Genomic DNA, 7,444 nt, shown 5'->3' with positions numbered 1-7,444 from the left:
TTAAGTGAACGGTGTTAGCCAAATGGCGGGTTTTTTTATCGAAGCAGATTAACTTAGTCGTTAATTGGCTGCGGTTTGGTTGCCGGGGCAGTGGCTTGATTTGCCGCCGCATGGCCACCTGCTGAACCTTTGCCTTCGAAGTTGAAGGAAGGGCGCTGCCAATCACTTTGCTGCTGCTGATCCGCTACATAGTCCGGTGCAGGAGCCTTGGTCATTGGCGCAGTGGCGATGTGTTTATACAGCACCTCTTGCACCGGTGCTGGCTGCTGTTGCACAACCGGCGCTTTTTCTTCAACCACCACCGGCGCAGCAACTTCCTGCACGGGGGCGACTTCAACTGCGGGCTCAACGAACGCCGGTGTTGGTTCAGCGACAGTTTCTTCAGCAACGATTGCTGCAGCCACTACCGGTGTTTCTTCAACCACAGGGGCAGGTTCAACCGCAGGGGCTTCCTCTACCACCGGTGCAGCTTCAACTACTGCAGTTTCTTCAACTGTTGGCGCTTCAGCTACAGGGGCTGGTGTGGTTTCTTCGGCCTGGGCAGCGATCGCCGGTTCAACGGTTTCAACAACCGGTTGGACGGGTTCTACTGCGGTGGCCACCACTTCCGGCTCGCTCACTGGCGCAACGGCTTGCACCGCGACTTCAGCCATCACCGGAGCGGCAACGCTGACGGCTTCCTGTGCCATGACATTATCGGCAGCGATTTCGACAGCTTCAGTCTGAACTTCTGCTTCTTCAATCAGTTGCGCGGTTTGTGTGACAGGGTAACTTACCCATACCTTGCCCGAAGCCATTTCCGGAGAGGCGAAAGCCCCTGCCAGTGGCATTGGTGACTGGGTAGGATAACGCTCGTCACGGTAGCGGCGGCGACGTTGACCGCTAACACGCAGGTGGCGCGGTGAACGACGTGAACGACGTGGCATGCCGTTTTCGCCATTAGCGCGATTGTCCTGTGCATCATCCTCAGTCTGTGCCTCAATGGCTTCCGGCAGCAGTTTAACGCTGTCTTCAACCTGGGCAGGCTGCACGTCCTGGACTTTCGCTACCGGTGCTTTTGGCGCCAGCAGTTCTTCCGCTGCACGATGCAGTTCTTCTTCCGCAGACAGCACGCGAACTTTCTGCGTCAGAGGACGACGCTGACGACGCTGCATGTTCTGCATCTGACGTTCTTCGAGATCTTCGTCAACGCTGACATGGGTTGTGGTCGTGGTTGCGGTTTCTACGCTTTCCAGCGCGGCCACTTCCTGCTGAGCCTGACGTTTTTCTTCCTGACGACGACGCTGACGATCGGCACGCTGGTCACGGCGCTGTTGCTGTTCTTCGCGCTGTGCCTTGGCGGCTTCTTCAGACAGTGGCTCTTCGACTACGGCTGCAGTGGCTTGTGGCGCATTGCGGCGGTTACGACGCTGTTCATCGCGTACTTCACGTGTTTCACGGCCTTCGCGGTTGTCACGAGGTTCGCGATTTTCACGTGGCTCACGATTTTCGCGATTGTCACGGCCTTCACCGCGCTCTTTACGCTCACCGCGTTCTGGACGATCGCTACGCTCACCACGTTCTCCGCGGTCTTTACGACCGGTGCCCTGACGGCGTTGGCCACGACGATCCTGACGGCGGTTTTCACCGTTGCCTTCAGACTTCGGCGCTTCCACTACAGGTTTGGCTTCGACTACCGGCTGTTCTTCACTGGCAAACAGCGCTTTCAGACCACCGAACAGACGGCCCAACAGACCCGGTTTGGCAGCGGCAGCAGGTGCGGTTTGCTTGGTCGCAGTCGCAGTGACGGTAGCTTGAGCCACAACCGGTTCTTCTGCCGGTGGTGGGGCGTCCGCAGCCAAAGAGAACGAAGCCAGAGCCGGTTGTTCAGGACGCTTGCGCTCCATCGGCGCATCTTCCAGCGGCTGGGCCATTTCTTCTTCGTGCAGTTTTGGCAGCAGGTAGCTCAGGGTTGGTGTTTCTTCACCCTTACGCACGCGCAGTACAGAGTAGTGCGGGGTTTGCATCTGATCGTTCGGCACGATGATCGCTTTCACGCCACCCTGACGTTTTTCGATCGCGCTCACCGAGTCACGTTTTTCGTTCAGCAGGTAAGAAGCAACCTGAACCGGCACGATGGCGTGAACTTCTTTGGTATTTTCTTTCAGCGCTTCTTCTTCGATCAGACGAAGAATGGAAAGTGCCAGCGATTCGTTATCACGGATGGTGCCGGTGCCGTTACAGCGCGGACAGACGTGATGGCTGGACTCACCCAGTGATGGGCTGAGGCGCTGACGTGACATCTCAAGCAGGCCGAAACGGGAAATGCGACCGATTTGGATACGTGCGCGGTCCTGACGAACGGCGTCACGCAGGCGGTTTTCCACTTCACGTTGATGGCGAACCGGGGTCATATCGATAAAGTCGATAACGATCAGGCCGCCAAGGTCGCGCAGGCGCAGCTGACGAGCGATCTCGTCTGCCGCTTCCAGGTTGGTGTTGAACGCCGTCTCTTCGATATCGCCGCCGCGAGTTGCCCGCGCGGAGTTGATGTCGATAGCGGTCAGCGCTTCGGTGGAGTCGATAACGATCGAGCCACCGGAAGGCAGGCGAACTTCACGCTGGAAAGCGGATTCAATTTGGGATTCGATTTGGTAGTGGCTGAACAGAGGGATTTCGCCGCTGTACAGTTTGATTTTGCTGCTGAAATCCGGACGGCCCAGGGCAGAAATGTGCTCTTTGGCCAGATCGAGAACTTTTGGATTGTCGATCAGGATTTCGCCGATGTCCGGGCGCAGATAGTCGCGGAATGCACGCACGATAACGTTGCTTTCCTGATGGATCAGGAATGGCGCAGCGCGGCCTTCAGCGGCTTTTTTAATCGCTTCCCAGTGCTTCAGGCGGAATGACAGATCCCACTGCAGCGCATCGGCAGATTTGCCAACGCCGGCGGTACGAACAATCAGACCCATGCCGTCTGGCAGTTGCAGGGAAGAAAGCGCTTCTTTCAGTTCGGTGCGGTCGTCACCCTCAATGCGGCGTGAAATACCACCGGCACGTGGGTTGTTCGGCATCAGCACCAGATAACTGCCGGCCAGGCTGATGAAGGTGGTCAAGGCAGCGCCTTTGTTACCACGTTCTTCTTTATCAACCTGAACGATCACTTCCTGGCCTTCGCGCAGCACATCTTTGATGTTTGGGCGACCATGGGAAGAGTAGTTACTTGGGAAGTATTCGCGAGCGATTTCTTTAAGAGGGAGGAAACCATGTCGTTCGGCGCCGTAATCAACAAACGCTGCTTCAAGACTTGGTTCTATACGAGTGATTTTGCCTTTGTAAATATTCGCTTTTTTCTGTTCATGACCTGGACTTTCAATATCCAAATCATACAGCCGCTGTCCATCTACCAAGGCAACACGCAACTCTTCCTGCTGAGTTGCGTTAATCAACATTCTTTTCATCTTAACTTACTCGTTATTTTTACATTATCGACAAAGCTGCGGGCAAAATAACCTCATGGCCGGATTAAAACCGAAAACCCCGTGTCTTCTCGCAAAGCCGTCAACCTCACGGTTGTCGCCTGCATAGGGGCGCATTATCTCGGTAAGCCTGTATTTCTTTGTGAAAAACAGCACTTTTACTAGGGGAATAGCCTCTGATTTACGTCGACAGATCTGATTCCGTTTGCCGGCCAAGCTGCAACCCGCAGCCCGCTAATTGTTTGATTTCACATTACGTCTTACGCCATTGCTGCGTTTTTGTGCCATCAGACAAATTTTATAATTCCACAGTTTTCCCTGTTTAACGAGAATCAACGTGGAAAGTAAACGCATTATTCCACTGCTGATACTGTTATAGCAAGGTGACTTTTCCTTAACTGCGGAAGAAATCGCAAACGTTCAAACCGGCTTGCTGCCTTATTGTCCGCTGGAGTTTCGCCTGCAGTCAGAGAGACAGTTAAGCACATAAAAAGAAGTGGCGCTATTTACGCGCTCTATTTAGAATCCTGCCCCATGAAAACGAACATTCCTGCAGTACAACTAATCACGATTTCTGACGACGAAGCCGGTCAGCGAATCGACAACTTTCTGCTTGCCCGCCTGAAAGGCGTGCCGAAGAGCATGATTTATCGCATCGTACGTAAAGGCGAGGTGCGCGTTAATAAAGGACGCATCAAAGCGGAATACAAGCTGGCGCCCGGTGATGTGGTGCGTGTGCCGCCGGTACGCGTTGCCGAGCGTGAAGAGGCACCGGTCTCTGCCAAGCTGGATAAAGTGGCCGCGCTGGCCAATTGCATTCTGTATGAAGACGATCACCTGCTGCTGCTGAACAAACCTTCAGGCACTGCGGTGCATGGTGGCAGCGGTCTGAGTTTTGGCGTGATCGAAGCTTTGCGTGCGTTGCGTCCGGAAGCCCGCTTCCTGGAGTTGGTGCATCGCCTGGACCGCGACACTTCTGGCGTGCTGTTGGTGGCGAAAAAGCGTTCCGCGCTGCGCTCCTTGCATGAGCAACTGCGGATGAAAGGGATGCAGAAGGATTATCTGGCACTGGTTCGCGGTCAATGGCAGTCGCATTGCAAAGCGGTACAGGCGCCGCTGCTGAAAAATATTCTGCAGAGCGGTGAACGTATTGTGCGCGTTAACAGCGAGGGCAAACCGTCGGAAACCCGCTTCAAGGTGGAAGAGCGCTTTGAGCATGCGACGCTGGTCAAGGCCAGCCCGATCACCGGACGCACTCACCAGATCCGCGTTCACGCCCTGCACGCCGGACATCCAATAGCCTTTGACGACCGCTATGGCGATCGTGAATTCGATCGCCAATTGGCGGGAACCGGGCTCAAACGTTTGTTCCTGCATGCGGCGGCGCTGCGCTTTGAACACCCAGGCACTGGCGAAACGATGCGTATCGAAGCGCCGATGGACGCAGAGTTGCGCCACTGCCTGCAGGTATTGCGCAAGCAGTCTTAAGAACAGTAAGCCGTACTTTATGTCAGCGGGTTGATGCCTTCAGCCCGCAGCATCTCCAGTAGCGCAATCAGCGGCAGACCGATCAACGCATTCGGATCCCGCCCCTCCAGCTTGTCGAATAACGCAATGCCCAAACCTTCACTTTTAAAGCTGCCTGCGCAGTTGAGCGGTTGCTCAAGGCGAACATAGGCGTCGATTTCAGCCTCATTCAACACACGGAAATGCACGTGAAAAGGTTCGCAAAGCAGTTGCAGGTGTTGGCTATGGCTGTTGTATAACGCCAGGCCGGTATAAAAAGTGACCTTTTGGCCGCTGGCCTGACGCAATTGCGCGCGGGCATTTTCTTCGGTGTGCGGTTTTCCGGTGATTTTACCGTCAATCACGCAGACCTGATCTGAGCCGATAATCAGGTGGTCGGGGTAGGCGCTGGCCAATGCCTGGGCCTTCGCCGCTGCCAGTCGTAGCACCAGCGCTTCGGCGTTTTCCCCGGCCAGCGGGGCTTCATCGACCTGCGGAGCGGCACAGATAAAAGGCAGATGCAGCTTTTCCAGCAGCGTCTTGCGGTAGGTCGAGGTGGAGGCAAGGAGCAGTCTTTGCATAATTTTTTTCGTAAACCGTAGCGTAAATAGAGTGGGCATTTTAAACTGTCCGCCGCTGAGGAAGCGAATATTGGTGAAAGGTGCCGTTTTACGGCCTTTTTCTTTGACTCTAAGTCGTTACAAAGTTAATATGCGCGCCCTATGCAAAAGGTAAAATTACCCTTGACCATTGATGCGGTACGTACCGCTCAGAAACGCCTGGACTATGTTGGTTCCTATGCGCCTGAGCAGGTTACACGTGTTGCCGCCTCTGTGGTCAGTGTGGACAGTGATGTTGAGGTCTCGTTATCCTTTGATATTGATAACCAGCGCCTCGCGGTAATAACAGGGCATGCGGACGTCCAGGTAATGCTGATGTGCCAACGCTGTGGAGTGCCGTTTGAACATCATGTTCACACAACATATTGTTTTAGCCCGGTCGTCAATGATGAGCAGGCTGAGGCATTACCGGGGGCGTACGAGCCGATCGAAGTCGATGAGTTTGGCGAAGTCGATCTGCTGGCAATGATTGAAGATGAAATTATTCTTTCACTGCCTGTCGTCCCGGTACATGAATCTGAACACTGTGAAGTGTCCGAAGCGGACATGGTATTTGGCAAACTGCCTGCAGAGGCGGAGAAACCAAATCCATTTGCCGTATTAGCCAGTTTAAAGCGTAAGTAATTAAGGAGTAAGGTCCATGGCCGTACAACAAAATAAACCAACCCGTTCCAAACGTGGCATGCGTCGTTCACACGATGCTCTGACCACCGCCACTTTGTCTGTAGATAAAGCATCTGGCGAGACTCACCTGCGTCACCATATCACTGCCGACGGTTTCTACCGCGGTCGCAAGGTTATCGGCTAAGTAGCGGTACCTTGACTCGTCTAACCCTGGCGTTAGATGCAATGGGCGGGGACTTCGGTCCCTGCGTCACAGTGCCTGCTTCATTGCAGGCACTGGCCTCTAATTTACAGCTTCATCTTCTGCTGGTCGGCAATCCCGACACCCTCTCTCCCTTACTTGCCAAAGCCGATCCGGTTCTTCTGGAACGTTTGCAAGTTGTGCCCGCTGAATCAGTGATTGCCGGCGACGCCAAACCCTCACAAGCGATACGTGCCAGCCGTGGTACCTCCATGCGCATTGCGCTGGAACTGACTAAAAACGGTGATGCGCAGGGCTGCGTCAGCGCAGGCAATACCGGCGCGTTGATGGGGTTGGCGAAAATGCTGATTAAGCCGCTGGACGGTATTGAACGGCCGGCGTTGATGACGGTGATCCCGAATCAGCTGGGTGGCAAAACCGTGGTGCTGGATCTGGGCGCCAACGTCGAATGCGACAGTACCATGCTGGTACAGTTTGCGGTGATGGGCGCGGTGATGGCCGAAGAGGTGGTGGGGATTGCGCAACCACGCGTGGCGCTGCTGAATATTGGTGAAGAAGAAACCAAAGGCCTGGATAACATCCGCGAAGCGGCCGCCGTGCTAAAAAATACTCCGGCAATCAACTATATTGGTTACCTGGAGGGCAACGATCTCCTCACCGGTAAAACCGATGTGTTGGTCTGCGACGGCTTTGTGGGTAACGTCACCCTGAAAACCATGGAAGGGGTGGTAAGAGTATTTTTATCGCTGCTGAAATCATCCGGAGACGGTGGCAAGCAGGCGTGGTGGTTAAAATTGTTGGGCCGTTGGTTGCAAAAACGGGTGGTAAAGCGGTTCGGCCACCTGAACCCCGACCAGTATAATGGCGCATGTCTGTTAGGATTGCGCAGCACCGTAATCAAGAGCCACGGCGCTGCGAACCCGCACGCGTTTGCAGTTGCAATCGAACAGGCTGTGCAGGCGGTGCAGCGGCAAGTCCCTGACAGGATTGCTGCGCGCCTTGAAGCTGTATTACCTAAGAGTGACTGATCGTAC

At 54.6% G+C, this 7,444-nt stretch carries 6 protein-coding genes; 4 read left to right on the top strand and 2 right to left on the bottom strand.

What is annotated here, in order from left to right; genetic code table 11:
- Window positions 1-53: 53 nt before the first annotated feature.
- Complete coding sequence (rne, locus tag BEI65_RS05925) at window positions 54-3,440, bottom strand: ribonuclease E (RefSeq protein ID WP_099062540.1); 3,387 nt, start codon at window positions 3,438-3,440, stop codon at window positions 54-56.
- Window positions 3,441-3,992: 552 nt separating this feature from the next.
- Here rne and rluC point away from each other — a divergent pair.
- The gene (rluC, locus tag BEI65_RS05920; protein ID WP_099062539.1) at window positions 3,993-4,946 is read left to right on the top strand and encodes a 23S rRNA pseudouridine(955/2504/2580) synthase RluC; all 954 of its coding nucleotides are present in this window, start codon (window positions 3,993-3,995) and stop codon (window positions 4,944-4,946) included.
- A gap of 17 nt (window positions 4,947-4,963) precedes the next feature.
- Here rluC and BEI65_RS05915 read toward each other — a convergent pair whose 3' ends face one another.
- Window positions 4,964-5,545: a nucleoside triphosphate pyrophosphatase gene (locus BEI65_RS05915; RefSeq protein WP_157765433.1), complete on the bottom strand. Its 582-nt coding sequence runs from the start codon at window positions 5,543-5,545 to the stop codon at window positions 4,964-4,966.
- A 141-nt stretch (window positions 5,546-5,686) separates the two neighbouring features.
- On the opposite strand from BEI65_RS05915, the gene yceD reads away from it, so the two are divergent.
- From yceD to plsX, 3 genes are read left to right on the top strand one after another with little or no spacing between them, the layout of a single operon-like run.
- Window positions 5,687-6,208, top strand: a complete 522-nt coding sequence (yceD, locus tag BEI65_RS05910; RefSeq protein WP_099062537.1) for a 23S rRNA accumulation protein YceD — start codon at window positions 5,687-5,689, stop codon at window positions 6,206-6,208.
- A gap of 16 nt (window positions 6,209-6,224) precedes the next feature.
- A complete protein-coding gene (gene rpmF / locus BEI65_RS05905) occupies window positions 6,225-6,392 on the top strand; it encodes a 50S ribosomal protein L32 (protein WP_012006327.1) in 168 nt (55 codons plus the stop codon).
- An 11-nt stretch (window positions 6,393-6,403) separates the two neighbouring features.
- On the top strand, window positions 6,404-7,438 hold the full coding sequence (gene plsX / locus BEI65_RS05900) for a phosphate acyltransferase PlsX (RefSeq protein ID WP_099062536.1): 1,035 nt from the start codon (window positions 6,404-6,406) through the stop codon (window positions 7,436-7,438).
- Window positions 7,439-7,444: the final 6 nt, after the last annotated feature.

This window comes from Serratia sp. BW106, assembly GCF_002607755.1.
Classification (GTDB): domain Bacteria; phylum Pseudomonadota; class Gammaproteobacteria; order Enterobacterales; family Enterobacteriaceae; genus Serratia; species Serratia proteamaculans.
This window is presented reverse-complemented; position numbering and strand designations above follow the sequence as displayed.

What these genes read in the sequence shown, in the direction of transcription:
- rne (WP_099062540.1), bottom strand. Translation starts at nt 3,440, where the DNA reads ATGAAAAGAATGTTGATTAACGCAACTCAGCAGGAAGAGTTGCGTGTT.
- rluC (WP_099062539.1), top strand. Translation starts at nt 3,993, where the DNA reads ATGAAAACGAACATTCCTGCAGTACAACTAATCACGATTTCTGACGAC.
- BEI65_RS05915 (WP_157765433.1), bottom strand. Translation starts at nt 5,545, where the DNA reads ATGCAAAGACTGCTCCTTGCCTCCACCTCGACCTACCGCAAGACGCTG.
- yceD (WP_099062537.1), top strand. Translation starts at nt 5,687, where the DNA reads ATGCAAAAGGTAAAATTACCCTTGACCATTGATGCGGTACGTACCGCT.
- rpmF (WP_012006327.1), top strand. Translation starts at nt 6,225, where the DNA reads ATGGCCGTACAACAAAATAAACCAACCCGTTCCAAACGTGGCATGCGT.